Below are 25,644 nucleotides of genomic sequence, written 5' to 3'. Positions count from 1 at the left end.
GGAGCCAGGAATGGCTGTGTTGAAACAGCATGATTCGCCGGTGATTCGTGGCGTCTTATTGCCGTTTCTCCATTGGCCACCAGCCAGCGAAACAACTCGCTGACTGACACCGTATGGCTGCGCTCGATCCAGCGTACCAGCGCCGGGCCGTAATGTTCGCTGTAGCGGCTGAGCACCAGTTGCCGGCAGTCCGGGGAAAACCGCAGGGTGATTTCCCGGCAGTGCAGCGCCGCCTCGTCCTCGCGGGTGGTGCGTTGTTGCAGCAGTTCAAAAACCATCAGCCGATGCTCCTGTGCAGTGTGGCTTGGATGCCTTTGGCGACCCTTGTTTGCCCTCAATCACAAAACCGGCACGATGCTCGGCCACCACGTTGCGCAGCGCGCTGTAATAATCCGGCAGTTTTTTCAGGCTGTCGGTGAGCGGCAATGCCTCAGCGCGGCCGTCTACGATGTCACCCACGGTATTGACGGTCGAGAGCGTGTCCACGGTGTCGCTGTTGTCGCCAAACGGATCGACGACAAAACTCAGCACCCGACCGGCGGCGTCGCGGCTGTTGGAGGTGCCGAGCAGCGGCAGCTCGACGATTGGTCCGTTGCCGATACCCCACACGCCAAAGGTCTGACCGAAATCGGCCTGGTGACGGGCGATGCCCAGTTTGCCTGACACGTCGAACAGGCCCACCACGCCCACCGTGGTGTTGATCACGAACCGCCCCAGTGTGTTGGCCGAACGCTGCGCATTGCCTTGCAACAGGTCGTTGATGAACACCTTGGGTTCGCCGAAGTTGTTGACGAAGTAATGCACACCCGTCTGGAAAAAATCCGGCAGGTGACGGTAACCCCGGGCAACCGGCGCCAGGGCGTAGTCGTCCACCACTCGGTTGAAGGCGAAGATCCCACGGTTGACCGGCTCCGCTGGGTCATACACCGAATAGTTCACATCGGCGCAACGCACATCGGCCTCCACCTCCGGGGCCGGTGGCTGGCTGCTGCAACCGGCCAGGCCAACGACGATCACGGCAATTGAGGTGTTGCGGGCCAGCCAGGGAGCAGGGGCATAACGCGACATAGGGGCAAGTCTCGTGGGAAATTCGCCGTGATGCTGGGCCCAGAGCCTTGCGTAAAGATGTCCGCTTTATTGCGCCGCTGACGTTTTGTTGCACGATTGAAATATATGACGTGCTGCCGCGAATGGTTTTGAATGACGGTTCTATTCGTGCCTTTTAAGTGACCCTTGGTGAACAGCCTGTTGATTGTCGATGACGACGTTGAAGTCCTCGACCTGCTGAAAAAATTCTTCGTCCAGCATGGCTACCGCGTCGAAGTCGCCACCGACGGCGCGTCGCTGTGGGCGGCCATCGAGCGTCAGATGCCGGACCTGATCATCCTCGACGTGATGCTGCCAGGGGACAGCGGGCTCATCCTGTGCCAGCAACTGCGCATTCGCCATGCGATGCCGGTCATCATGCTCACCGCCATGGGCGAACTCAGCGACCGCGTGGTCGGGCTGGAGCTGGGTGCCGACGACTACCTGACCAAACCCTTCGACGCCCGTGAACTGCTGGCCCGAGTGCGCGCCGTGCTGCGCCGCGTCGACGAACGCCGCCCTCTGGCCGAGGAACGACCACGGCCACTGATCGACTTCGCCGACTGGCACCTGGACGTCACCCGCCGTGAACTGCGCTCGCCGGACAACGTCATGATTCCGCTGTCGGCGGGCGAGTTCGACCTGCTGCTGGTGTTTGTCGAGCATCCGCAGCGCATTCTCACCCGCGAGCAGTTGCTCGACCTGGCGCGGGGCCACAGCCACGACGCCTTTGATCGAAGCATCGACGTGCAGGTCAGCCGCCTGCGCCGCAAACTGGAGTCCGACACCAAGCGCCCGGCGATGATTCGCACGGTGCGCAACGGCGGCTATCTGTTCACCCCCAGCGTGACACGGCGATGAACTGGCTCAAGGGATTTCGCCGCGACACGGTAGCGCGCTGGGTGGCGCTGACCATCATCCTGGCGATGCTGATTTCCCTGGCGCTCAACGGGCTGTTCATCCAACTGGCCGGGGTGTGGGCGCGACCGCCGTTGACCGAGGTCGGCATTCTGGAAAATGCCGCGACCGTCGCCCGCCTGATCGATGCGGCGCCGGTAGCGCTGCGGCCGCAATTGGCGCAGACGGTCACGGAGAGCGGCTTCGAGGTCAGTTGGCACGCTGATCGGCACGATCTCAGGTTACCGGAGGTGGACGATGACATCTCCGAAGAAGGCTCCAGAATTCTCCTGCCGTTGTTACATGCCACCAATCGACGCATTGAGGCCTATGAACCCGGCGAATGGCCCGAGGGCTCGGCGGATGCGCGGTATGTGCTGGTGATCGAACTGTCGGATGGCTCGTGGCTGACGTTCTCGGCACCGTCGCGCAGTTGGGGGCTCGATGAAACGCCGCGCACCTTGATCGTCGTTCTGCTGGTGCTGATCTCGACCGCGTTGGTGGCGCTGATCGCCACGCGGCGCCTGGCCAAGCCCTTGGAGCAATTCACCGAAGGCGCCAGACGTTTTGGCGTGGACTTCCGCGCCCCGCCCATCGAACCGCTGGGTCCGCAGGAAATCCGTCAGGCGATCCTCGCGTTTAATGCCATGCAGGCCCAGTTGCAACACTTTATCCGTGACCGCACACAGATGCTCGCCGCCATTTCCCATGACCTGCGCGCACCGCTGACGCGCATGCGCCTGCGAGGTGAGTTCATCGAAGACGCCGAGCAACAGCAGCGGCTGTTTCGTGATGTGGATGAAATGCAGGCGATGATCAACTCGGCACTGGAGTTCTTCCGCGATGATGCGCGGTTGGAGCCGGCGACCCAGTTCGACCTGGCCGAATTGCTGCACACGCTCAAGGACGATTACCGCGACCAGGGCATCGAGGTCGCCTTCAGCGGTCCGCAACGGTTGGTGTATTTCGGTCGGCCGCTGGGGCTCAAGCGAGTGATGACCAACCTGCTGGATAACGCGATCAAGTACGGCGCGGAGCCTGAAATGAAGCTGGTGGCCGATGCTGGGGAAGTGCGGATCAAGGTGCTGGATCGCGGGCCGGGGATTCCAGAGCAGAGCCTTGAGCAGGTGTTCACGCCGTTTTTCCGCATGGAAGGTTCGCGTAACAAAAGCACCGGCGGCGTGGGCCTGGGCTTGTCGGCGGCGCGAGCCATTGTGCTGGAACACGGCGGCAAGCTGACGTTACGCAATCGCTACACGGGTGGTTTACAGGCGCTGGTGGTGCTACCAGAGGTGCACACATCCCTGTAGGAGCGAGCATGCTCGCGATGCGGTCTACCCCTCGCCACAGCAGTGTCTGGCCGGTTGCTATCGCGAGCAAGCTCGCTCCTACAGGTCCGGCGTTAATGCAGAACCATTGTAGGAGCGGGCTTGCCCGCGATGCGGTTTGCCCGTCACCACGGCAGTGTCTGGCCGGTTGCTATCGCGAGCATGCTCGCTCCTACAGGTCCGGCGTTAACGCAGAACCATTGTAGGAGCGGGCTTGCCCGCGATGCGGTCTAACCCCTCACCACAGCAGTGTCTGGCCGGTTGCTATCGCGAGCAAGCTCGCTCCTACAGGTCCGGCGTTAACGCAGAATCATTGTAGGAGCGGGCTTGCCCGCGATGCGGTCTAACCCCTCACCACAGCAGTGTCTGGCCGGTTGCTATCGCGAGCAAGCTCGCTCCTACAGGTCCGGCGTTAACGCAGAATCATTGTAGGAGCGGGCTTGCCCGCGATGCGGTGTGCCCGTCACCACGGCAGTGTCTGGCCGGTTGCTATCGCGAGCAAGCTCGCTCCTACAGGTCCAGGGTTAATGCAGAACCATTGTGGGAGCGGGCTTGCCCGCGATGCGGTGTGCCAATCACCACAGCAGTGTCTGGCCGGTTGCTATCGCGAGCAAGCTCGCTCCTACAGGTCCAGGGTTAATGCAGAACCATTGTAGGAGCGAGCTTGCTCGCGATGCGGTTTGCCAGTCACCACGGCATTGCCTGGCCGGTTGCTATCGCGAGCAACCCCGCTCCCACAGTGGTGGAGTCCTCACAGAGTTTGGCGAATACTCAAGCCTCCCAACCCGCCTCACTCACCGCCGTCTGCACCAGCGGGTGCAGTTCTGCCCCCTGGTGCTCGGTCTGCCAGGCCAGCAACTCTTTGCGCATGCCCGGGGTCCAGAACATCTGCAGGTGGTTGCGCACGCTGAGCACGGCCTGTTGCTGGTCCGGCTCGTTGGCGAAGTATTGGGCGATCTGGTTGGCCATCTTGATCAGGTTGGCTGTACTCATTGGCGCGCCTCCGCTTTATCGCCCCGTGCCTGACGGCGTTCCTTGAGCAGGCGTTGCTGTTCATCACTGAACGCCTGGTAGCGCTTCTGCCACTCGGATGGGTGATAAACGCGGCTGACTTCCACCGCCGTGACCTTGTATTCCGGGCAGTTGGTGGCCCAGTCGGAGTTGTCGGTGGTGATCACGTTGGCGCCCGATTCCGGGAAGTGGAAGGTGGTGTACACCACGCCCGGCGCCACCCGCTCGGTCACCCGAGCGCGCAGCACGGTCTGCCCGGCGCGGCTGCCGATGCCCACCCAGTCGCCTTCGTTGATGCCACGGCTCTCGGCGTCGGTCGGGTGGATTTCCAGGCGGTCTTCGTCGTGCCAGGCCACGTTGTCGGTGCGCCGGGTCTGCGCGCCCACGTTGTACTGGCTGAGGATGCGCCCGGTGGTCAGCAGCAGCGGATAACGGCTGTTGACCTTCTCTTCGGTGGGCACATACCCGGTGAGCATGAACCGCCCTTTGCCACGCACGAACTCCTCGATGTGCATGGTCGGCGTGCCGTCCGGCGCCGCCTCGTTGCAGGGCCATTGCAGGCTGCCGTGGCGGTCCAGTTCGGCGTAGCTGACGTTGGTGAAGGTCGGCGTCAGGCTGGCGATTTCATCCATGATTTCCGATGGATGTTTGTAGTTCATCGGGTAACCCAGCGCATGCGCCAGGGCCACGGTGCCTTCCCAGTCGGCTTTGCCGCCCAGCGGTTCCATGACCTTGCGCACCCGCGAGATACGCCGCTCGGCGTTGGTGAAGGTGCCGTCCTTCTCCAGGAACGAACTGCCCGGCAAAAACACATGGGCAAACTTGGCGGTTTCATTGAGGAAAATATCCTGCACCACCACGCACTCCATCGCCGACAGGGCCGCCGTCACGTGTTGGGTGTTGGGGTCGCTCTGGGCGATGTCCTCGCCCTGGCAATAAAGGCCCTTGAAACTGCCGGCCAGCGCCGACTCGAACATGTTGGGAATACGCAGCCCCGGATCGGGTTGCAGGGTGACGTTCCACGCCTGCTCGAACTGGGTGCGCACGCCGACGTTGGAGATGTGCCGGTAGCCGGGCAATTCATGGGGGAACGAACCCATGTCGCAGGAGCCCTGCACGTTGTTCTGCCCGCGCAACGGGTTCACGCCCACACCCTCGCGGCCGATGTTGCCGGTGGCCATGGCGAGGTTGGCGATGCCCATCACCGAGGTGCTGCCCTGACTGTGTTCGGTCACGCCCAGGCCGTAGTAGATGGCCGCGTTGCCACCCGTGGCGTAGAGGCGGGCAGCGGCGCGGATGTCGGCCGCCGGCACACCGCAGATCGGGCCGAGCACTTCCGGCGAGTTTTCCGCACGGCTGACGAACTCGCTCCAGCGGGCAAAATCACTGGCCTCGCAACGGGCGTCGATGAACGCCTGGTCTTGCAGGCCTTCAGTGAGGATCGTGTGCGCCAGGGCATTGAGCATCGCTACGTTGGTGCCGGGGCGCAGCGCCAGGTGCATCTCGGCGCGGGCATGCACCGAGTCCACCAGATCGATGCGCCGTGGGTCGATGACAATCAATCGTGCGCCTTCACGCAAGCGGCGCTTGAGCTGCGAGCCGAACACCGGGTGCGCATCGCTCGGGTTGGCGCCCATCACCAGAATCACATCGGCCTTCATTACCGAATCGAAGCTCTGGGTCCCGGCCGACTCGCCGAGGGTTTGTTTCAAACCATAACCGGTCGGCGAGTGGCAGACCCGTGCGCAGGTGTCGACGTTGTTGTTGCCGAACGCGGCGCGCACCAGTTTCTGCACCAGGTAGGTTTCTTCGTTGGTGCAACGGCTGGACGTGATGCCGCCAATGGAGTCGCGTCCGTATGTTTGCTGCAAGCGACGGAATTCGCTGGCGGCGTAGGTCACCGCCTCATCCCAGCTGACTTCCTGCCACGGATCACTGATGTGCTTGCGGATCATTGGCTTGGTGATGCGATCCGGGTGGGTGGCGTAACCCCAAGCAAAGCGGCCCTTGACGCACGAGTGGCCGTGGTTGGCCTGCCCGTTCTTGTCCGGCACCATGCGCACCAGTTGATCGCCCTTCATTTCGGCGCGGAACGAACAGCCCACACCGCAATAGGCGCAGGTGGTAATCACCGCACGTTCAGGCTGGCCCATCTCGACGACGCTTTTTTCCATCAGTGTGGCGGTCGGGCAGGCCTGCACGCAGGCACCGCAGGACACGCATTCGGAGTCCAGAAAGTCCTCGCCACCGGCCGCCGAGATCCGCGATTCAAACCCGCGCCCGGTGACCGTCAGGGCAAAAGTGCCCTGGGTTTCTTCGCAGGCGCGCACGCAGCGGTTGCAGACGATGCACTTGCTCGGGTCGTAATCGAAATACGGGTTGGAGGTGTCTTTCACATCCGCCAGGTGGTTCTCGCCTTCGTAGCCATAACGCACCTCGCGCAGGCCCACTTGCCCGGCGACGGTTTGCAGTTCGCAGTTGCCGTTGGCCGAGCAGGTCAGGCAATCGAGCGGGTGATCGGAGATGTACAGCTCCATGACATTGCGGCGCAGGGTCGCCAGTTTCGGCGTCTGGGTGTGCACGGTCATGCCTTCGGTGACCGGCGTGGTGCACGACGCCGGATACCCGCGCATGCCGTCGATTTCCACCAGGCACATGCGGCAGGAACCGAAGGCTTCCAGGCTGTCGGTGGCGCAGAGTTTGGGGATGGTGGTGCCCATCAGCGCGGCGGCTCGCATCACCGAGGTGCCTTCGGGCACTGTGATGCTGCGGCCGTCGATATTCAGGGTGATTTGCACCTGGCTGTCGCGGGCGGGCGTGCCCAGGTCGATATCGGTTTTCGGGTCGAAGAGAGTGATCATTGCTCGGCCTCCGAGGCGTGCAGACCGAAGTCGGCAGGGAAATGCTTGAGGGCGCTGGCCACCGGATAGGAAGTCATGCCGCCCAATGCGCACAACGAACCGTATTGCAGGGTGTCGCACAGGTCCTTGAGGATGATGGCCTGCTCATCGCGACCGCTCTGGTCCGGCGCTGCCAGCAGGCGGTCGATGACTTCGACACCCCGGGTGGAGCCGATCCGGCAGGGCGTGCACTTGCCGCAGGATTCCTCGGCGCAGAACTGCAAGGCGAAGCGCGCCATGTGCGCCATGTCGAGGCTGTCGTCCGCCACCACCACGCCACCGTGGCCGAGCATCGCGCCCATGGCGGCAAACGCTTCGTAGTCCAGCGGCGTATCGAATTGCCCCGGCGGCACCCAGGCGCCCAGCGGGCCACCGACCTGCGCGGCTTTCAACGGCCGGCCACTGGCGGTGCCACCGCCGTAGTCTTCCACCAGTTCGCGCAGGGTCAGGCCAAAGGCCCGTTCCACCAGGCCACCGTGGCGAATGTTGCCGGCCAGCTGGAAGGGCATGGTGCCCAGCGAACGGCCCATGCCGTAATCGCGATAAAACTGTGCGCCCTTGGCCAGAATCAACGGCACCGACGCCAGCGTCAGCACGTTGTGCACGAGGGTCGGCAGGCCGAACAAACCTTTGAGCGCCGGAATGGGCGGCTTGGCACGCACGTAGCCGCGTTTGCCTTCCAATGAATCCAACAGCGCGGTTTCTTCACCGCAAATGTAGGCCCCGGCACCCACGCGCACTTCCATGTCGAAGGTCAAACCGCTGCCACCGACGTTCGCGCCCAGGTAACCGGCCTGGCGCGCCAGGTTGATCGCCTGACGCAACACCGCCACCGCATCCGGGTATTCCGAACGCACGTAAATGTAGCCATAGGTCGCGCCGACGCAGACGCCGGCAATCGCCATGCCTTCGATCAGCAAAAACGGATCGCCTTCCATCAACATACGGTCGGCAAAGGTGCCGGAGTCGCCCTCGTCGGCGTTGCACACAATGTACTTCTGCGCAGCCTGGGTGCCGCGCACCGTGCGCCACTTGATCCCCGCCGGAAACGCCGCGCCGCCCCGGCCGCGCAGGCCGGAATCGAACACCGCCGTGGCCGTCTGCTCGCCGCCCAATTCGACGGCCCTTTTCAGCCCCTCGAAGCCTCCGTGGGCTCTGTAATCGTCCAGCGACAAGGGCCGGGTAATGCCGGCGCGGGCGAACAGCAAACGTTGTTGCGTCTTCAGATAAGGCAATTGCTCCACCAGTCCGAGGGCCAGCGGATGGCTGAAAGCAGGGTTTTGCAGGGCCTCGAGCACCGACGGCACGTCGGCGGCGGTCATCGGCCCGAAGCCGAGCCGGCCTTGCGGGCTGTCCACTTCCAGCAATGGCTCCAGCCAGTACAAACCACGGGAGCTGGTGCGTTGCAGTTCCAGCGGCAGGTTGCTTTCTTTTGCCTGTGTGATCAGCGCCGTCGACACCTCATCGGCGCCCACGGCACGGGCCAGGGAATCGGCTGGCAAATAGAGAGTGGGCATCATGCGTCCTCCCGGCAGGCGTCCAGCAACGCATCCAGGCGCTCGGCACTGAGCCGCGCATGCACCCGGCCATCGAGTTCCAGGGCCGGCGAGCAGGCGCAGGCGCCCAGGCAGTAAACCGGGCGCAAGCTGATGTTGCCATCGGCGCTGCTGCCGTGATCATCGAGCTGCAAGCGCTCGCGCAACTGCGCCGCCAACTGCTCGGCCCCACGGCTCTGGCACGACTCGGCGCGGCACAAACGCAGAATGTGCCGGGCGGGCGGGGCAGTACGAAAATCATGGTAAAAACTGATCACCCCGCGCACCTCCGCCTGACTCTGGTTCAGCGCGTGGGCTATCTCGGGCACGGCGGCATCCGGGATATACCCGATGCGTTCCTGAATATCATGAAGAACCGGCAACAGCGCCCCCGCCGAGCCCGCATGGCGCTCCAGCAGGCTGTTAACCACGGACAGGTGCAAACTCTCATCAGGCATTGCGCAATCCTCACGGTCACGGACACACCAGATGGTTGTCGGTTGTCCGAAAGTGTCGGCTGCGGCACTCGCCACGTCACGATTCGTGGCATCTAACGGCCGGCGGCCAGGGCACCCTGAGCGGGCATCTTGTTGTGCCCGGCACGGTCTTCGCCGCGCCTCTGAAGGGCATAAAAGCCAGATTGCCACGACGCCCTGGCTTTAAACGCACCAAAGCGACGTGCTCAGTTCTGTCTACGACTCTCCATTGAGTCTAGATGAGGACCCAATGCCCGGCAGGGCTTGTCGATATAGCCTGTATACCAACCGCCAGGCTTGATAAACAGCATCAGAAGGGTAGGCAAATCTACGGCGCAGAGCTGGCTGCGCAAAAACCTTGAAACACATTAGCCCCAACCCGTGGGGATCGCATCGCCCTAATCGCGAGCGGGCTCGCTTGTTCCACATTGCCCTGCGTTACACAGGGCCATTGTGGGAGCGGGCTTGCCCGCGATGGACTTCAACGATAACGCTGATAACCAGACACCCCGCATCACAGCGCTTCCAGCCGGAACTACGCTTTCTAACGGGCGCTCACAGGATGTCCTTCAAATACTGCCTCAAAGCCCCCACCGGAACACCAAGCTCCCCCATCGTCCCCACACAACTCACCTCAGCCGCCAACCGCTGCAACTCCCGCCCCAACGGCTTCTCCACTCCACCCACAGCCTCCATCGCCAACCCTACGCATTCCCCCACCTTCATCTGGATCCCCGCCACATCGCCACGCTTTACCAGCAGCTCAAACACATCCCGCTGGTAATCCCCCATCACCAGGTCGTCGCGCAAAATCGGGCTTTGCCCGTCCGACTCATAGGCAAGTTTCAGCGAGAACAGGGCGACGGTTTCCAGCTGTGATTCCATGGGCGAGTCCTTTTAAGGGCGGTGGTGGATCAGGGGCGCACGATTGTACCGCTGTGGATAAAAGGAGGCATCGGGTTATCCACAGCTGCGTGATGGCCCGAAACCTGCCTGTCTGACCCGCGACAGGTCGTTACTGACTACGCGAACGGCACATCTGAGCCGAACCGCGTGGGTGGCTACCCCGATAATCGGACGTGAATGGACGAAATGGCGAGGTTCAGCATGACGAGTGTAACGACAGAGCAGGTCAGCCCGCAGACCCTGAGAAGGGTGATCGTGGCCGCCGGGATCGGCAATTTCGTCGAGTGGTTCGACTTCGCGGTCTACGGCTTTTTGGCGACCACCATCGCCCAGCAGTTTTTCCCCAGTGGCGACGCCAGTGCGGCGTTGCTCAAGACTTTCGCCGTGTTCGCCGTGGCGTTTGCCTTTCGCCCGCTGGGCGGGCTCTTTTTCGGCATGCTGGGTGACAAGATCGGTCGCAAGCGCACCCTGGCGATGACGATTCTGTTGATGGCCGGTGCGACCACGTTGATTGGCCTGCTGCCCACTTATGCGGCGATTGGGGTGGCGGCGCCGATCCTGCTGTCACTGATCCGGTGCGCCCAGGGCTTTTCTGCCGGGGGCGAGTACGCGGGCGCCTGTGCCTACCTGATGGAGCACGCGCCGAGCGACAAGCGCGCCTGGTACGGCAGCTTCATTCCGGTGTCGACGTTTTCCGCTTTCGCCGCAGCGGCGGTGGTGGCCTACGCACTCGAAGCCTCGTTGTCGGCCGATGCCATGGGCAGCTGGGGCTGGCGCCTGCCGTTCCTGATTGCTGCGCCGCTGGGGCTGGTGGGCCTTTACCTGCGCTGGAAACTGGACGAGACACCGGCCTTCCAGGCGGTGACCGAGGAACACGCCGTCGCGCATTCTCCGCTCAAGGAAACCCTGCGCAACCATGGTGCAGCCATCTGCTGCCTGGGCGCATTCGTGTCACTCACGGCGCTGTCGTTCTATATGTTCACCACCTACTTTGCCACCTACCTGCAAGTCGCCGGTGGCCTGAGCCGCGCCACCGCGTTGCTGGTGTCGCTGATCGCCTTGTTGTTCGCGGCGGCGATCTGCCCGCTGGCCGGGCTGTACTCGGATCGGTTTGGCCGGCGAAAAACCGTGGCAACTGCCGGCATCCTGCTGATCGTGGTCGTGTACCCCTCGTTCCTGATGGCCAGTTCCGGCTCGTTCGCCGCGTCCGTCGTCGGCGTGATGTTGTTGGCGATTGGCGCGGTGTTGTGCGGCGTAGTCACGGCGGCCTTGCTCTCGGAAACCTTTCCGACACGCACTCGCTACACCGCCTCGGCGATTACCTACAACATGGCCTACACCATCTTCGGCGGTACTGCGCCATTGGTCGCCACCTGGCTGATCACCACCACGGGCAGCAACCTGTCGCCGGCGTTTTACCTCATCGCGATTGCGCTGCTGGCGTTGGCGGGTGGGTTGGCGTTGCCGGAGACATCGCGCATTTCCCTGCATGACGTGCCGAGCGATGAAAAACGTGCTGGTGTCGGCGCGACGGCGTAACGCCATTCAAGACCTGCGGGCGCACGGAAGCGCCTTCAGTCAGCGCAACGCCGCGAAGAGCTCGCTCGCACCTGCAACTGCGGGGCGAGGATGATCGACTGGGCAGGCTCGCCCTGGATGCGTTTGAGCAACAACTCAACGGCGTGTCGGCCCATGTCCGCCAACTGCAAGCGCACGCTGGTGAGCGGCACGGTCAGTTCGTTGGCCAGGGTGATGTCGTTGAAACCCACGACGGCGATGTCCTTTCCCGGCATCAGCCCCTTGTCGCGGGCGGCACCCATCAGGCCGATGGCCAGGAAGTCGTTGACCGCAAAAAACGCCTGAGGACGTGGGGTGAGCCCCAGCAGGTACTCGCCTTGTTGATGGCCGGTCAGGCTGTCAAAAGGACCATTAATGGTCCACTGCGGATTCAACGTCAGGCCCTGCTCGCGGTAGTAGCGAATGAACCCACGGGTACGATCAGCACCGGTGGACGCATGGCGCTCGCCCGCCAGGATCGCCACGTCGCGATAACCCAGCTCAAACAAATGTTGCGCCGCCAGCCAGCCGCCCAATTCGTCGTCGCTCGCTGCCGCCAGATGTCCGGCAATCTGCCGGCTGGCCAGCACGTAGGGGATGTGCTTGCGTGTCAGCAAGTCCAGCAGCGGCTGGCTGTCGCCCAGGTGCGAGTCCGCCACGATCAGCCCGGCCACCGAACGGCGCAAGGCGTGCTCGGCACGGGCCAGTTGGCGGGGTTGCTGGTCGTCGGTGTTGGAGACGAAGGTGAGGTAGCCGGCCTGCTCGGCGGCGGTGTCGATGCTGTCATAAATGGTCGCCATCACCAGGTCGGTGAGGCGGGGCATGAGCACGCAGATTTCCTGGCTCTTGCGCAATTTCAGGTTGGAAGCCTGGGTGTTTGGCCGGTAATCCAGGGCCTCGGCCAGTGCGCGAATACGCGCCACCACCTCGGGCGACGCCGCACGCTCTACGCCGTTGGGGTCGCCATTGAGCACGCGGGACACCGTCGAGACGTGCAACCCGAGTTCAGCCGCCATGGATTTCAGCGTGGCGGGGCGAGATTGATTCGGCATGTGTGCGGGGCTTCCGACCGTCTGTTGTTAAGCCCCGGATTCTAACCCAAGGGCTGCATCCTCCCGGAAAAATCCTTTACCCAAACGATTGACTAAACGTTTTTCGGAATCTACATTCGGTCAACCCAAACGTTTGGGTAACACAATAAAAATACGCCGGACGCGGCCGACTTTTTGACCTCTGCCCTCATTTTGAAGAGTCAGACACCCATGAAAAGTGCAGCTATTCCGTCTTTCCGCTACCAGATTTTCTTCCTGATCATGCTGATGGCGTTGCTCAACTACATTGATCGCGGGGCCATTTCCTACGCTTCAGCGAGCATTCTTCCCGAGTACGGTTTCGACAAGGCTGACTGGGGCAACGTCCTGGGGTACTTCGGCTATGGCTACATCCTGGGCGCCTTGATTGGCGGCATCCTGGCCGACCGCTTTGGCGCCAAGCGCATCTGGCTGATCGCCGGCGCCACCTGGTCGATTTTCGAGATCTGCACCGCGTTTGCCGGCGACCTGGGGCTGGCCTTCATGGGCGGCTCGGCCATGGCGGGCTTCGCCACCATCCGCGTGCTGTTCGGCTTTGCCGAAGGTCCTGCCTATTCGGTGATCAACAAGAGCGTGGCCAACTGGGCGACCCCCAAGGAGCGCGGTTTTGTGGTATCGGTGGGCCTGCTCAGCACGCCCCTGGGTGCGCTGTTGACTGCGCCGATTGCGGTCGGCCTGCAAACCCTCACCGGTGACTGGCGCAGCATGTTCGTGGTGTTGGGCGTGGTCAGCCTGGCGCTGTTGATCTTCTTCATGACGCGCTTCACCAACACCCCCGACGAGAACCCGCGCGTGTCCCAGGCCGAGCGCGACTACCTGCGCCAGGAACGCGCGGCGGCGGGCAATGCTTCAGCCCCTGCGGCGGCCACCACGTCGGTCTGGCATTTCTTCAAGAACAAGGACCTGCTGCTCAACGCGGTCGGTTACTTCTCGTTCGTGTACGTAACCTTTTTGCTGCTGACCTGGACCCCCAAATACCTGCAGGACCAGTTCCACTACAACCTGTCGTCCCTCTGGTACATGGGCATGATCCCCTGGACCGGCGCCTGCTTCACCGTGCTGCTGGGTGGCAAGCTTTCCGACCTGTTGCTGCGCCGTACCGGCAACCTGAAAGTGGCGCGCAGCTGGCTGGCGGCGACTTGCCTGCTGTTGACCACCCTGTGCTTCATCCTCGTATCGCAAGCGCAGACCGTATGGGGCGTGATCGCCCTGATGACCGTGGCCAACGCCCTCAACGCGCTGCCCAATTCGGTTTACTGGGCCGTGGTGATCGACACCGCGCCGTCCAACCGCGTCGGCGCCTACAGCGGCATGACCCACTTCATCGCCAACACCGCCTCGTTCATCGCGCCCATGCTCACCGGCTACCTGACCTTGCACTACGGCTACTCGTCGATGTTCGTCGCGGCGGCGGTCGCCACGGCACTGGGCATGAGCGCGATGCTGATGGTGCGCCCGGGTGCTCGGCAAGTTGCCGCTTCCCCACTATCCGCCGCTGTTTGATGGAGTCGTTTTTATGAGCCTGGCCAAGCCCGTTCATGTTGGACCCTTTCACGGCCAGTCAGTCGTCACACTGGCCAAAGACTTGCGCGCCGGCACCCTGACCTGCGTGCAAATGACACAAGCCGCCCTGGACAGCATCGAACGCCTGAACCCGACGCTGAACGCCTTCGTCCACGTCGATGCAGCCGTGGCGCTGGCCCAGGCGCACAAGGCCGACGCGTTGCTGGCGCAGGGCATCGACCTGGGCCCGCTGCATGGCATCCCGGTGGCGATCAAGGACAACATCGACACCTTCGACCACGTCACCACCTACGGCTCGGCGCATTTCGCCGGCTTCCGGCCGAGCCGTGACGCGTTGTGCGTACAACGCCTGCGCGAGACGGGGGCGGTGATCCTGGGCAAAACCCTGACCCACGAATTCGCCTACGGCCCGACGGGCGATCGCTCGCTGCAAGGCGCGGCACGCAACCCGTGGGACGCCACCTGCATCACCGGCGGCTCCAGTGCCGGCAGCGCGGCGGCGGTGGCGAGCGGCATGGTGCCCTTGGCACTGGGCACCGACACGGGCGGGTCGATCCGCATTCCGGCGGCATTGTGCGGCGCGGTCGGCTTCAAGCCCTCGTTCGCCAGCGTCCCGCTGGACGGCGTTTTTCCGCTGTCCAGGAGCCTCGATCACGTGGGGCCCATCGCCAACCACGTCGAAGACGCGCGCTTGTTGTATGAAGTGCTGGCAGGGCGTCCATGCAAGCAATCGCCCCCTGATCGCCCGCTGCGGGTGGGCTGGATCACCACCGGCAGCTTCGGCCCGGTGGACCCCGAGCTGGATCGACAAATCTACCTGGCGGCGTCGCGATTATTCGGCGATGCGCTCCAGGAAACCGCTGAACTCCAACCCCTGGCCGCCGACATGAAACAAGCCTTGCTGGCGCTTCAACGCGCCGAAGCCTACGACGTCCATGCCGAACGCATGCAACAGGCACCACAACAATTCGACCAGGAAGTGCGCGAGCGCCTGGAGTTATCAGCCGAAGTCCGAGGCTGGCAATACATCCGCGCCCAAACAAAACAGGCCGCACTCAAAGCGACCATGGCCCACCTGTTCGAACACTATGATTTGCTGGTTTCCCCCAGCGTGCCCATCACCGCAACACCCATCGATGCCCGCGAAGTGCAGGTGGGTCACCAGACCCTCGACGTCCGCGCCGCCGTCCTCAGCTACACCAGCCCCTGGAACCTCACCGGCCTACCGGCCATCAGCCTGCCCGCAGGCCAGGTAAACGGAATGCCCGTCGGCCTGCAAGTGATCGCCGCAGCGGGAGAGGATGATCGTTTGTTGCAAGTCGTCGCTCAGCGATCCCACCTGCCTCAATAAACCCAGACGGCGAATCCTCCCAAAAAGGGATTCGCCCACTTATCCACAAGCCACTCCGCGTGTGACTCATTTGTGGGAGCGAGCCCGCTCGCGATAATCGCCAACGATAACGCCGAAACACCCGCCAACCCCGTACCCTGTAGGAGCGAGCTTGCTCGCGATGGACGTAAACGATAACGCTGAAAACCAGAATACCCACAGCGCCATCAACCACCCCAACAAAACCCACCCCCACAGCCCAACATCAGCCGTTAACCCTCAGCAGCGGCCTCAGCCTCAGCCGCCCGCGTCGCCGCCCGCCCCCGATCCCACTCCAACACCTTCACCGCATCATCCACCAACGCCTTACTCATCGACGCCAGATAATGCGCAGCCCAGGCGTGATAATCCGAATCCCGCGCATAAGCCGCATCCTTGCTCAGCGCTTTAGCGAGAAACAGAAAATCAGAAGCCATGCCCAACGCATCCACCAGCGGCACACCGCGAGTGACATGGAACAGCGGATCGTCAGAACCGGTGGAGTAAATCGCCGGGGTCAAACCGATGGTTTTGAGTTCGGGTTGCTCGGTCATTGGACACCTCCGCAGAGGCGGGGATGATGGGGGAGGGTGGAACGTGGACGGAAGAGCCAGATTACAGACGGATTTGTACTGCACATAGTGAAGCTCCTTAATTTCAAGAGCCGCCACAATTCGTTACCAAGCGAATGGGTGGCAGCTGTGCGCAGGTTGGTAAACCGGGAAATCAAGGAAACCGGCACGTCCGAAGACGTCCCACGCACAGCCGCCATAACGCAGATCGCAGGCGAAAAAAAGCGCCTGCGAACGCAGAGCACTGTTGCGCAGTGATTTACCTCGGGTTACCAAGCCCGGCCGCTGAATTGGCAGCGACGTAAGGAGGTTATCGCCCGGAAGGCTTTCCCGCAACCGTCAGCATCACGGATGATAAATCAGCCCCACGCCGGGAAAAACTCAGAGGAATCAAGGCACAACAGCACTTCAGTAGGCATGCGGGTGTATATCACGAAAATCATTGAAACAAACCTCTGTCAGGAGGCAACACTTTGCCTCTACCGGCAAACCGCTGCACTCAACCCCCCCAGCCAATCAGCCAACACCCCGCAAAACAGCCCCCCAACCCATTGGCCTGCCTTTTGCTCAACCGCTCATTACCCACAAAGGAGCGGCAACATGATCGGAAGCAACCTCCCCATGCTGGACTACGTCAAAGAGTTCAGAAAGTCACTGGAAAACGGAACAGTAAAGACCGCCCGATTCGAGCTAACCAACGCGACCCCGGAAGCACAGGCAAAGCTCGATCAACGGTTTATCCAGGACGAGGTCGATTTAAAACAGCTGATAAAACACCACCAGGCAAACCCAAGCTGGGCAACTTTCGATGATCAGAACAATTCCGTTGAATTTCCGGATGTGCAGTCCCTCAGCAAGAGCGATGCTTCGCACATACTTAACGGCCTCAAACACCTAATGGACATCGGGCGTTTGGATGGGAAAACCATCAACGCCACGAATGGCGGTCTGTCGACTAACAACGTAGCGGACTACCAAGACTGGTTGTTGGCTCGTATGGGGGTAGATGAAACGGCATAAGCCCCGGGGCAGAAGCCAATCATCAGAGTAAGCGGACGCTTTCGAACCTTCGGTTTCGATATCAGTTCGCTTTCCCCTAAGCGCCCCGACGGGTCTTGGGCATTTCAAACAGGAAAAGGTGTGACGGCATGACAGCAGATAAAGCCTGCCCTGTGGTTCTGCGATCCCGTGAAATTCTGGAAATCCTGGCGTTCGAGCACCCGTTAGCCGGCCTGCAACTGGTCAAAGGCAGCGTGGAACCGGGTGAGTCAACCGACATGGCTGCCGTGCGAGAGCTCATGGAAGAAGCCGGGATTCAATCCGAGGCAGGGCGAGATTTGGGCGAGTGGCGTGCCATCGAAACGGGGCACACGTGGGCCTTTCATGAGTGTCATGTTGCCCACGACCTTCCCGACACCTGGGAGCATTTTGCAAACGATGATGGAGGCCATGAATTCAGGTTTTTTTGGCATCCACTGATGAGTGAGCCTTCTGAACGATGGCATCAGGTTTTCAAGGATGCTTTGGGCATTCTCAGGGCTATCCTTTCAGATGACGATTTCCAGCGAAGCAGAATGGAAAACTGAGTAAAAAATCGGGTACAAAAAAACCGACTCAAAAGGCCGGTTTCTTCATTCCGAAAGCCCGGTAGTGACTTTCGTCTACTGATATATGATGCCGAGGGAGACTGTAGTGTTCCAGTAAACTCAAGGCCTCCAGAGTGGTTTGCTAACTCGGGATACATGTGGGGATACATGATCATCATTGCTAGCCTGGTAGGACCATTCTCGGTAGCTCCCTGCAGACCCACTGCCAGATAAGACTACACGGAACTGAAGGTTAGAATTCCCTGATTTCAAATCAAGCATGGTCGGTGACTCTGTAAGGGGAGGGCATTTCAAGGCTGATTCATATTGCCTTATGTTCTTGACTGACAGTTCGCAACCTCTTTAGATCGAAAATTGGCGTTCCATACAGGTAACTTGGAGCTGTGACATCTTTTTTGCGATCTGGCCTTGAGTGCTCGTGATCAGGGAAAAAGGGGAGCTCAGTGTGATGAGGTGCTGAGTCTGCTCGGTAGACAGCTACATCGTCACCAGGTCTGAAAAGCATGTAGGCATAGTCCATCAATGTCCTCAGGCGCAGTACCCAATGCCATCCAGAAGGGAGTTCTATTTTAAGAATCCAGTTTCCCTTACGCTTTTCTGCAGTGCCGATCGTGCCTCCTAACTCGTTTGCCGCAATTTGGTGTACTTCACTGATCATGGCATCGGGTATTGATTCAGTTCGAATTGACTCGGGTATATCAAGTGAGAGAGAGAACATCTTCGATATGAATGCCAGTACGTTGGGCTCCGCTCGCGCCTCCTCTAGGTGAATGGCGCAGACCGGAAGCTGCACAAGCGTAGCCTGTGAGGTAGCTAAGCCGATCGTGGTGCTCGCATGTGCGACTGCTGGTGCGGCACACACAACGCAACCCAGCCCGCTGGAAATTATCAACGATTGCCCTACTGAAGTATTTTTGAAGCGACCTTCAGCTAGCGCAGTGGCGTGCTTATTTCCCTGCGTAGTCCAGTGGTGCCAAGCATTGAAAACAGCCTGGGCTGATGCTGAATCGAGCAGGGAATAAAGCTCCTTTTCGTTTGGAAGTACCACCCACTCCCGTCCGTGTTTATGAGCACGCACTGGGTGTTCGACGTTGAGCCTGTAGGTTCGTACGCATCCGCAATGCTCAGTCGCACCATATACGGCGACACCCTCATTTTTTTCTTGTATCCAATAGCGTTCGGAAGCGCTATCGAGCATCTGTAGCCATGCGAGTGGGTTGTAGGTTGAGCACTCGATGATGTGGGGTAGCCGTTTCGAGATCAAGTCGAAATTTTTGTAGGCCAATGTTGCGACGTATAAATCAACCGTCGGCCCGACCGGATCTGAGTCCGAGAGCGCGTTGATCGCATCATCTACATTGAACAGGCGCCAAACAGGTTTATCGTCCATTTAAACCGCTCCTACCATGTACAAGGTGGTAATCACTTTTTGCCTGCTGTTGGCAGAGATAAAAGCGCTAGGTTGATGAAGTCTAGGTTTTTATCCAATGTGTCAAAAGCTCCTCTAACGTTGCTTGCTACGTCTGCGGAGCCTCGTTGTTCTACCCAAAATGCTAGTTCCTCAACTGCTGCGCCCAATGCCAGTTGATTTCGGTTCATGCGGGTCAGTAGTGACGCCAAGAGTGTGATGTCTTCCATGAGTGCTTCCTCGATTTGCCGGTTGATAAATTGGCGATCATCCCGTAGCACCTGGTGTCGTGCAATCCATGAACGCTAGGTCCCGGTGGAGTTCTAGAAGCCTGCCGGGGACCCTGAGCATCTTGCATGGACACGGGGTCGGAAACCCGCGGGGCTGAGTTAGTGGAAGGTCTTCAATGTTACTGAAATTTCAGTCATTGAAATTGAAAAAAGCCGATTGAAAAAGGGTGATCTTTACCGTCTCGGTAACGATCATCTGGTGTGTTGATGATTATGGACACCTGTGCCGTCGACCTCTTAACCAACGTGGAAGAGTCGGCCACTACCAAGTTCATGCAGGTTTTGTGCTCTGTGTCATTCAAAAATGCTCAGTGTCACCGGCGCCCTTTCCGGCTTCTGCAATGCTACTCGTGAATTGTTTACTCACCCGGACTCACTTGGTCGTGCGGGCCGCTTGTCCGTTAGCAAACTCCGGCGGGTTTCCGGACCGTTGTACTGTAGATGACGTCTGTGGCCCCGCGCGTGCTGCAAAGTCGTCGCTGATGGTATTGACACCTCCGGGGAGCAGGGGAAAGGCCGTCCAAAATGTAGTGTTACTCGTGTTACGGGTGTAACGAATACTGCTAACGTGTTGAATTTAAAGTATTAACTCTCCGTTACACGACCTTTAGATATAGTTTTTCGAGGGTGTTACTACGCGAATCGGTGTAACGACTTGATGTGAACCGTAGCCGAGGACACCTGCGGTCATCAAAGTCACTAAATTTGCGCGTGCGGCTTTGTATAAAGACTGCCAGACATGATTACTAGATCTGCTTGGTAGCTGATGGGAGACTCTGCAGTAGGCTCTCTGAAAATGCCCCGTATTTTCAGTCGAACCATTATGTGATAGAAGCTTGAGACCTAGCAGGGAGGCAAAATGATGGCAATCGAATTAGACTGGCTGAATGAGAAGTATTCTACCGTAGGCCGCGTCGAGATCGCCGCATGGCTTGTCTATGTCATCCGCGTTGAGCTGCTTAATTCAATCATCAATACTCTTCGCATAGTATTTTCATTTCCAAATGATTTCATTGATCGTGACATAAGTCATGCTTTTCAATATCAAATCAACTAATTTAATTAAAAAATTAAGCAGGCGGTTATGGCTAAGCATGTCAAATTCAGAGTTGGAAGAGAAAAAGCGCGTTTAGATGCGTTCCAGCTAATGGCTAATCCCCTCACTGCAAATTTATTGAGTGAGGAAAGATATATAGATGCCGCCGCAAGCTTTGTTGATGGATATTATAAGGAAGATTTTTCAAGGAAATTTTTGGAGTTGTATGAAAAGAAGCGCTTTCGGGAGCTTTTTAATTGCTCTTACAGTTCTATTGAAGATTTTTACATAAATGGAACATTTAGAATCACTAGAACTAAACGAATTTTAGAGGTGTATGGATGCGCACTCACAGCTCATGCGGCGGAAATCAATAAATTCGTTAAGGCTCGGAAAATTTTTGAGTCAGCAGTACTTGAAGGCAGACTTGATGAGGCTCTAGCAATTCTGGAGGATATTGAGCATCACGTAGGAGAGTCCATTTGGTACATTCGCAACAAAATATTAGTGCTAAGTCTAAAAGGCAATCTTCAAGAAATGCAGGATTTCGCTGAGTCTTGCACCGAGCGCAGCACAGAGCAGTTCTTCTCATACCTGATAAGTTGTTGCTTGCTAATCGCCAGTGACCCGTTATTACATCATAAAAAGCGTATACTCAATGGTGTGAAAGAGCTTGATAAAGCTGGCGTGAACCAGTGGTCTGATATGTTAAGACTGGTCTTTGTGCCAAGGCCATTTTTTGACTCTGTTGAGGTTTTGAGCTGCCTCAACGTGATACAAGCCTTCAATGCAATCGATCAATATTGTCTTTTGACTAAACTATCTGCGGAAGTGATTGCATTTGATGATGAATCGGACACGTCACAGTCTGAGTTCAAATATTTTATTGAAGTGCTAAGTGCCTCGATTGAGGACGAATCCCTTCCAAATCTGGCTCGTTTAAAGAAATCAGAAGTTGATGGTGATAGCTTATCTTTAAAGCTTACCTCGCTTTACGAAACTGAAAAATATGAAGATTTGATACGCGTTTTTGTAAGTCGTTTTACTGACATCGAGGAGCCATTGGCGTTTGTAAATTTAGTCGCTAAGGCCGCTGCGATAATTAAACCAAAATATTTGTCCTCAATGCCGGGGTTAATATATCAGTTGATTGAGAGTCTTTCGTCAATATACATGCTCTCTGTGCCGCCAAACCAAGTAGAAGATAAAATTTCTGCTGTCATTATTTTATTGCATCATTTCTCAGGCAGCAGTCAACTGCAGTTGTCTTTGTATAAGAGTATGCCGCTCAGATACGGTAAATCAGAGTGGGTGAGGCTAGCGAAAGCCGCATTGCTTACAACTTCTGACTGTACTCCATTATCCAAGCTTTTGGCTACTGATATGGATCCGTTGTCCTCCCATAAGTATATAACAAGCAAGTCGCTGCTCCCACTTCATCGAGTGCTAAGGGCGTCACTACAAGAGAGTGCGGGTAACGGAGACTCTGAATTGTCGGCGCTTCAAGCGCATTTCGAAAAGGTTCCTCTGGCTAAAGATTTTTATGAGTCAGTTTCTACTTATTACACCCGGGCAGAAAAGTTTTCGGAATTGATCGAGCTTTGTGCTCGGACTCTTGCAAAGAATCCAAATGCTTATATAGCATTTCCAATGCGGAAAATAGTGGGGTTCATCGAAGATGAGGCTGTTTGCAGTCTGGATTCGGTAATTATTGTTTACTACTATGTTAAGAAGATAGATTCAACTAAGGATTACTTGCTGAACGAAACGTATGAAGAGTTTTTCGGTGTGAACGGTACAAGCCGGCCAAGCGAGCTACTGGAAGTACTTGATGTTCGCGATGATCGCGCGTTGGTCCTGTTTCGTGACGTGTCTAGCTTTGAAACTATGGATTTTCTTGGATCGTTTAATGATAGTAACGATCTACGTGCGGAGAGAGTACGGATAATCGATTATCTTAGGGATGCTGAAGTAATAGATCCAGAGCTGCACCGTGCAGAAGTTGACGAGATTGTTGTCCAGGTTGTTGTTGATGCGGGCGCCACAGAGTTCAATGTTGCTAAAATTCATGTGAATGACAATGCGCTAAAGAGGCTGGTATCGGAAGATCTATCTTCTTTGCTTACATTGTTTAAGTCTATAAAACTAGAGAAAGAAGAAAAGATTATTCGTTTAGGGACCGACTCGCCAGATGGGCAGGCTACAAAGGCTGTAGTCGCTGGAGATCGGAATACCACCCTCCTGAAGATGCTTCAATTAATCCAAAATTCATTTTTGTATGATGAGAAACATGGTCTGGATAAAAATCTCAGTGCTGAGATTAGGCATGGCTTTTTCTCGAACTTAATGCGTTCAAAGCTTGAAGAAGCTAATTTACTAACTGAAGTTGATGAGCTAGGTAACTACAAAGCTAATGCTTACTGGCTAAATGCCAATTCCCTGGTCGCCTCAGAGATCCTCGAAAACATAGATAAGCAACTTCAGTGGTTTTCTGCAAGCTTCAACGAACTAATCGCGGAAGCTGAAGAGTGGATGAATGTTTCCTCGTTTGATGTGGAAACTAACAGGGTCTTTCACTATCGCACTAATGCTAACGCCTTTCAGATATTTCTGACCTTAGCAGATGTATCTACCACCAGTGATGAGTTTTTTGATTACTGCATAACAACATTGTGGGACACGACCGAGTTCTGCATGAAAGAAATGCGAGAAAAACTGAACGTCGATTTTAAAAATAAGGTTGATAGGCTATTTGATGAACTAATCGCTCGGATTACAGAAGCGAAATCTGGAGTGGCACTACACGATCTTATGACGTCCATAACCCAAACCAAAAGTGATATAAGAGAAGATATCACTACAGTCTCAGAGTGGTTTAAGCGAAATACAGAGTATGCCTCTACTGAGCGCTCCATAAAAGATTTGATAAATATTTCTATAGAGTGTTTTGAACGAGTAAGAGGTTTTCGTCTGATAGTGGAGAAAGAGGTCTCGTGCCTATCATCTGTATTGATTGATGGGCAGCATGTCAAAGCTTTTATTGTGGCTTTTGTCAATATTTTAGAAAATGCATGTAGGCATAGTGGGTTTTCTCAGTCTACCGAAATAAAAATTGAGTCGGAATTAAAGAGCAGTAGTTGGCGGGTAGCGGTATCTAATAACTTAAGCAGCACTAAGTGCTTGGCCCTGACTTCTGAGCGCATATCTCAGGTTGTCGATAAGATGAAAGGGCCTCTCTCATTGAATATGATGCGGCTAGAGGGGGGGTCTGGCCTAAGTAAAGCGTTTAACCAGTTGCGTACGATAGATAGTAAATTTGATGTGGATGTTGCTAAGATTGACAGTTCGTTTAGGACGCTAATCACTTATGGCTAATAATATACTGATAGTAGAAGATAATAATCACAAGCGTGAAAAAATTATCGGTTTCATAAAGGATAATTTTCCGCTTTGGAGTGTGTCGGAAGCTCACTCTTTCACGGCGGGGTGTCAACGTGTATTGGAAAATGTCTACGATGTGATTTTGCTGGATATGAGTTTGCCTACGTATGACAAGAGTGCAACCGAGTCAGGCGGGCGGTTCAGAACCTTCGGTGGTAGAGAAATTGCGCGAAAAGTAATGCGTCGGAAAATTGAATCGAAAGTTCTTTTTATTACTCAGTTTGAATCTTTTAGTGAGAGGGGGCACTCCCAAACGTTAGAAAGTATTGATAAGGAACTGCTTGTTGAGTGCGGGGCAGCCTATCTAGGGCTTATTTATTACGATAGTTCCAAAAGTATTTGGAAAGAAAAAATATCTTTGGCGTTAAGGTCACTTGCTAATGAAAATTTTGATAATTGATGACGACAAAACACGAAGGGATCGACTTAAGTCATACATCGATGGTCAAAATATTGATGAAATCGAATGCATAACCTTGGTCGAAAGTGTTGATGAGTCTAAGGGGTACTTGCGTGCGGTGTATTACGATGTCTTAGTTCTTGATGTCGTACTTCCAAAGCGCATTCCTGGGCCTGCAAATTCACAGAATGGCTTGCGTTTACTAGACCAAATTACCCGCTCTCCGTTTCTAAAAAAGCCTGGTATTATTATCGGTATTACAGCGCACCTGGAAGACATAGAAAATTATAGGCAAGAATTTGAAAAGAAGTGTTCGGTCGTAATTGAAGCCGCAACGAATCAGGATAAGTGGAAAAAGCGGATTGTAGATTTACTACGTTACAATTTGGACTCCAGGATTTCTAGGAGCGTCCAGGATTTCCAGACCAGTGTAGTGACTGTTCATGGGATTCAGACTTTTGGTGGATGGCAAAATCGTCTTAAATTGCTCGTTAATGCAAAGAGTGATGAAATTTCTTTTAGTAATTATAAATATGGATATTTCTCAGCGCTCTCGTTTCTTATACCTTTTTTTAGGAAAAGAGAAGTCTCTAGGTTGGCGGCACGCCTTAAGTTGTTCTTTATGGAGACCAAGTCCAAGAGGGTTGTTATTTTCTGCCATAGCTTCGGCACTTATTTGGTCGCGAATGCTATCAAAGAAATAATCTCAGAAACACTTAAGGTGGATCAGCTTACGTTGGTGCTGAGTGGTAGCGTTCTTCAGTCAAGGCACAGGTTTGATTATTTGAGAGAACACCCTAATTCGAATGTGATAAATGAGTGCGGGGATAGGGATTTACCAGTCTGTGGAAGTTGTGCATTTGTATTAGGGGTAGGGATGGCAGGTCGCGTTGGATTTCACGGAATGAATGATCAACGATTGATAAACCGATTTCACCTAGGTGGGCACAGCTTATATTTTGACGGTGATAAGTTCATGTCTCAGCATTGGCTTCCTATCATTTTTGATGAAGATTCTCGAGTGAGAGATATAGATTGTAGAGCTTCTTCATTCATCAATGATGCGATATTTGAAAAGGTTGTAGAAGTTTTTGGAAGGCTTAAGCCATATCTATATCTGTTTGCTTTTGTAGTTTTGGTTTGGTTCTTATTCGGATGTTTTTAAGCACGTCGGCGGCATCGAGTAGTTGTCGATAACAGAAGTTAGCGC

Annotated in this window: 21 protein-coding genes and 1 pseudogene; 11 read left to right on the top strand and 11 right to left on the bottom strand. The window is 56.6% G+C overall.

Annotated elements, in window-relative coordinates:
• Window positions 1-41: 41 nt before the first annotated feature.
• Window positions 42-278 (bottom strand): annotated as a pseudogene (locus tag AB4O36_RS21425) (hypothetical protein); the annotation flags it as partial.
• A complete protein-coding gene (locus tag AB4O36_RS21420; RefSeq protein ID WP_460140216.1) occupies window positions 268-1,068 on the bottom strand; it encodes an MlaA family lipoprotein in 801 nt (266 codons plus the stop codon). The gene AB4O36_RS21420 and the pseudogene AB4O36_RS21425, both read right to left, overlap by 11 nt.
• Before the next feature lie 168 nt (window positions 1,069-1,236).
• Between AB4O36_RS21420 and AB4O36_RS21415 the strand changes: the two genes are divergently transcribed.
• Both AB4O36_RS21415 and AB4O36_RS21410 read left to right on the top strand, forming a co-directional pair.
• Window positions 1,237-1,947, top strand: coding sequence for a response regulator (locus AB4O36_RS21415; protein WP_460140215.1), 711 nt, complete (start codon window positions 1,237-1,239; stop codon window positions 1,945-1,947).
• Window positions 1,944-3,293: an ATP-binding protein gene (locus tag AB4O36_RS21410; RefSeq protein WP_460117814.1), complete on the top strand. Its 1,350-nt coding sequence runs from the start codon at window positions 1,944-1,946 to the stop codon at window positions 3,291-3,293. Before AB4O36_RS21415 ends, AB4O36_RS21410 begins: the two co-directional genes overlap by 4 nt.
• Window positions 3,294-4,082: 789 nt before the next feature.
• On the opposite strand, the gene AB4O36_RS21405 is transcribed toward AB4O36_RS21410, so the two are convergent.
• The 5 genes from AB4O36_RS21405 to AB4O36_RS21385 all read right to left on the bottom strand — a co-directional run bounded on the left by AB4O36_RS21405 (window position 4,083) and on the right by AB4O36_RS21385 (window position 10,118).
• The gene (locus tag AB4O36_RS21405) at window positions 4,083-4,304 is read right to left on the bottom strand and encodes a formate dehydrogenase subunit delta (RefSeq protein ID WP_460140214.1); all 222 of its coding nucleotides are present in this window, start codon (window positions 4,302-4,304) and stop codon (window positions 4,083-4,085) included.
• Window positions 4,301-7,183 (bottom strand): formate dehydrogenase subunit alpha, encoded by a 2,883-nt coding sequence (fdhF, locus tag AB4O36_RS21400; protein WP_460140213.1) that lies wholly within the window; start codon window positions 7,181-7,183, stop codon window positions 4,301-4,303. Before fdhF ends, AB4O36_RS21405 begins: the two co-directional genes overlap by 4 nt.
• Window positions 7,180-8,742 carry a formate dehydrogenase beta subunit gene (locus tag AB4O36_RS21395; protein WP_460140212.1) on the bottom strand — a complete coding sequence of 521 codons (1,563 nt, stop codon included), beginning with the start codon at window positions 8,740-8,742 and terminating at the stop codon, window positions 7,180-7,182. The genes fdhF and AB4O36_RS21395 overlap by 4 nt, the downstream gene beginning before the upstream one ends.
• Window positions 8,739-9,215 (bottom strand): formate dehydrogenase subunit gamma, encoded by a 477-nt coding sequence (locus AB4O36_RS21390; RefSeq protein WP_460117806.1) that lies wholly within the window; start codon window positions 9,213-9,215, stop codon window positions 8,739-8,741. The genes AB4O36_RS21395 and AB4O36_RS21390 overlap by 4 nt, the downstream gene beginning before the upstream one ends.
• A gap of 573 nt (window positions 9,216-9,788) precedes the next feature.
• Entirely contained in the window at window positions 9,789-10,118 is a 330-nt protein-coding gene (locus tag AB4O36_RS21385) for a hypothetical protein (RefSeq protein ID WP_460140211.1), read from the bottom strand.
• Window positions 10,119-10,340: 222 nt separating this feature from the next.
• Here AB4O36_RS21385 and AB4O36_RS21380 point away from each other — a divergent pair, with 222 nt between their 5' ends.
• Entirely contained in the window at window positions 10,341-11,678 is a 1,338-nt protein-coding gene (locus AB4O36_RS21380) for an MFS transporter (RefSeq protein ID WP_460140210.1), read from the top strand.
• A gap of 35 nt (window positions 11,679-11,713) precedes the next feature.
• Here the strand turns inward: AB4O36_RS21380 and AB4O36_RS21375 are convergent, their stop codons facing one another.
• Window positions 11,714-12,748: a LacI family DNA-binding transcriptional regulator gene (locus tag AB4O36_RS21375; protein WP_460140209.1), complete on the bottom strand. Its 1,035-nt coding sequence runs from the start codon at window positions 12,746-12,748 to the stop codon at window positions 11,714-11,716.
• Window positions 12,749-12,958: 210 nt separating this feature from the next.
• Between AB4O36_RS21375 and AB4O36_RS21370 the strand changes: the two genes are divergently transcribed.
• Window positions 12,959-14,290 carry an MFS transporter gene (locus AB4O36_RS21370; protein WP_460140208.1) on the top strand — a complete coding sequence of 444 codons (1,332 nt, stop codon included), beginning with the start codon at window positions 12,959-12,961 and terminating at the stop codon, window positions 14,288-14,290.
• 13 nt (window positions 14,291-14,303) lie between these two features.
• Window positions 14,304-15,662: an amidase gene (locus tag AB4O36_RS21365; RefSeq protein ID WP_460140207.1), complete on the top strand. Its 1,359-nt coding sequence runs from the start codon at window positions 14,304-14,306 to the stop codon at window positions 15,660-15,662.
• Window positions 15,663-15,913: 251 nt separating this feature from the next.
• Here AB4O36_RS21365 and AB4O36_RS21360 read toward each other — a convergent pair whose 3' ends face one another.
• A complete protein-coding gene (locus AB4O36_RS21360; RefSeq protein WP_460140206.1) occupies window positions 15,914-16,234 on the bottom strand; it encodes a DUF3077 domain-containing protein in 321 nt (106 codons plus the stop codon).
• A 618-nt stretch (window positions 16,235-16,852) separates the two neighbouring features.
• On the opposite strand from AB4O36_RS21360, the gene AB4O36_RS21355 reads away from it, so the two are divergent.
• A complete protein-coding gene (locus tag AB4O36_RS21355; protein WP_460140205.1) occupies window positions 16,853-17,272 on the top strand; it encodes a hypothetical protein in 420 nt (139 codons plus the stop codon).
• Between the two features lie 128 nt (window positions 17,273-17,400).
• Window positions 17,401-17,838 (top strand): NUDIX hydrolase, encoded by a 438-nt coding sequence (locus AB4O36_RS21350; protein ID WP_460140204.1) that lies wholly within the window; start codon window positions 17,401-17,403, stop codon window positions 17,836-17,838.
• Window positions 17,839-18,160: 322 nt separating this feature from the next.
• On the opposite strand, the gene AB4O36_RS21345 is transcribed toward AB4O36_RS21350, so the two are convergent.
• Together AB4O36_RS21345 and AB4O36_RS21340 are read right to left on the bottom strand one after the other, a co-directional pair.
• The gene (locus tag AB4O36_RS21345) at window positions 18,161-19,249 is read right to left on the bottom strand and encodes a toxin-antitoxin system TumE family protein (protein ID WP_460140203.1); all 1,089 of its coding nucleotides are present in this window, start codon (window positions 19,247-19,249) and stop codon (window positions 18,161-18,163) included.
• A gap of 32 nt (window positions 19,250-19,281) precedes the next feature.
• Window positions 19,282-19,497 (bottom strand): hypothetical protein, encoded by a 216-nt coding sequence (locus tag AB4O36_RS21340; protein ID WP_460140202.1) that lies wholly within the window; start codon window positions 19,495-19,497, stop codon window positions 19,282-19,284.
• A 919-nt stretch (window positions 19,498-20,416) separates the two neighbouring features.
• Between AB4O36_RS21340 and AB4O36_RS21335 the strand changes: the two genes are divergently transcribed.
• Genes AB4O36_RS21335 through AB4O36_RS21320 form a run of 4 tightly spaced genes read left to right on the top strand, consistent with a single transcriptional unit; the run spans window position 20,417 to window position 25,599 of the window.
• Window positions 20,417-20,614 carry a hypothetical protein gene (locus AB4O36_RS21335; RefSeq protein WP_460140201.1) on the top strand — a complete coding sequence of 66 codons (198 nt, stop codon included), beginning with the start codon at window positions 20,417-20,419 and terminating at the stop codon, window positions 20,612-20,614.
• Between the two features lie 27 nt (window positions 20,615-20,641).
• Window positions 20,642-23,968 carry a hypothetical protein gene (locus AB4O36_RS21330; protein WP_460140200.1) on the top strand — a complete coding sequence of 1,109 codons (3,327 nt, stop codon included), beginning with the start codon at window positions 20,642-20,644 and terminating at the stop codon, window positions 23,966-23,968.
• Entirely contained in the window at window positions 23,961-24,434 is a 474-nt protein-coding gene (locus AB4O36_RS21325) for a response regulator transcription factor (protein ID WP_460140199.1), read from the top strand. Before AB4O36_RS21330 ends, AB4O36_RS21325 begins: the two co-directional genes overlap by 8 nt.
• Entirely contained in the window at window positions 24,415-25,599 is a 1,185-nt protein-coding gene (locus AB4O36_RS21320; protein WP_460140198.1) for a hypothetical protein, read from the top strand. Before AB4O36_RS21325 ends, AB4O36_RS21320 begins: the two co-directional genes overlap by 20 nt.
• Window positions 25,600-25,644 lie beyond the last annotated feature (45 nt).

This window comes from Pseudomonas sp. S2_E01, from assembly GCF_054668365.1.
The sequence above is the reverse complement of the archived record's forward strand: the minus strand, read 5'-3'. Positions and strand labels throughout refer to the sequence as shown.